Origin of the sequence: Streptomyces sp. MMG1121 (assembly GCF_001280015.1) — a bacterium.
Lineage (GTDB): Bacteria > Actinomycetota > Actinomycetes > Streptomycetales > Streptomycetaceae > Streptomyces.
In genome coordinates, this window is record NZ_LGDV01000047.1 from 1 (window position 1) to 964 (window position 964).

Consider the following 964-nt stretch of genomic DNA (forward strand, 5'->3'; position numbering starts at 1 on the left):
TGCTTCCGCGCGCGTGGACGCCCCGTTGACCTGTTGTGCAGGTCGGTGGGGCGTCTGTGGTGGGACTCGTTGCCTGTCGGCGGGCCTGCTTGCCTGTTGGCGGGCCTGCTTGCCTCGCTCCGGTGCACGCCTGGGTGGTGGGGTGTGGGCGGGTGGCTGGAGTTGGGTGTCAGTAGGCGGAGTTGACGTTGTCGATGGAGCCGTAGCGGTGGGCGGCGTAGTTGGCCGCGGCGGTGATGTTGGCTACCGGGTCGGTGACGCTGTGGGCGGTGCCGGCGACGTGGTAGGCGTTGAAGGTGGGGTCGATGACCTGGAGCAGGCCCTTGGAGGGGATGCCGTTCTTGGCGTTGACGTCCCAGTTGTTCTGGGCGGTGGGGTTGCCGCCGGACTCGCGCATGATGTTGCGCTTGAGGCCGTCGTAGCTGCCGGGGATGCCCTTGGCCTTCATGATCTGCAGGGACTGCTTGATCCAGCCGTCGAGGTTGTTGGCGCCGGCGGTGGCCGTGTGCTGGGACGTGGTGGTGTGGCTGTTGTTGCCGGGGGCCGTGACCGTGCTGGAGGCGTGCACCTGCGTCGCTTCGGCGGCCTGTGCGCTGGCGGGCATCAGGGTGATCGCGGCGGCCGCGGCTCCGGTGGTGGCCAGAGCGGTCAGGCCGAGGGTGCGCAGTCGGGCGATGCGGGTGCGGGTGGTCATGGTCATGTGTGAGGAAACCCTCCGTGGGGGGACATGGTCGGGGCCGCCCGCTGCTGGCGGCGGCGTGGGGCGGGGCCCCGTGCGGGAGGGGGACGACCTGGCGGTGTTCCGCCGGGTGCGTCGCCGTGCTCCCGGCAACGACAGCAATGGTTAGCGGCCGGGGCGGCTGGGCGCAATGATGTGACGTACTACCCCACATCGGAGAAATGCCCGATATGGGCCTGTATGACGGTTTTACATGCTGTTCGGGGCGTTGTGGTTCTCCTATGC

The 964-nt window shown here is 68.8% G+C and carries 1 protein-coding gene; it reads right to left on the bottom strand.

Annotation, left to right across the window (positions count from 1 at the left end; all coding sequences use genetic code 11):
- Nucleotides 1-169 precede the first annotated feature (169 nt).
- Nucleotides 170-694 carry a transglycosylase SLT domain-containing protein gene (locus ADK64_RS06665; RefSeq protein WP_420712940.1) on the bottom strand — a complete coding sequence of 175 codons (525 nt, stop codon included), beginning with the start codon at nt 692-694 and terminating at the stop codon, nt 170-172.
- Nucleotides 695-964 lie beyond the last annotated feature (270 nt).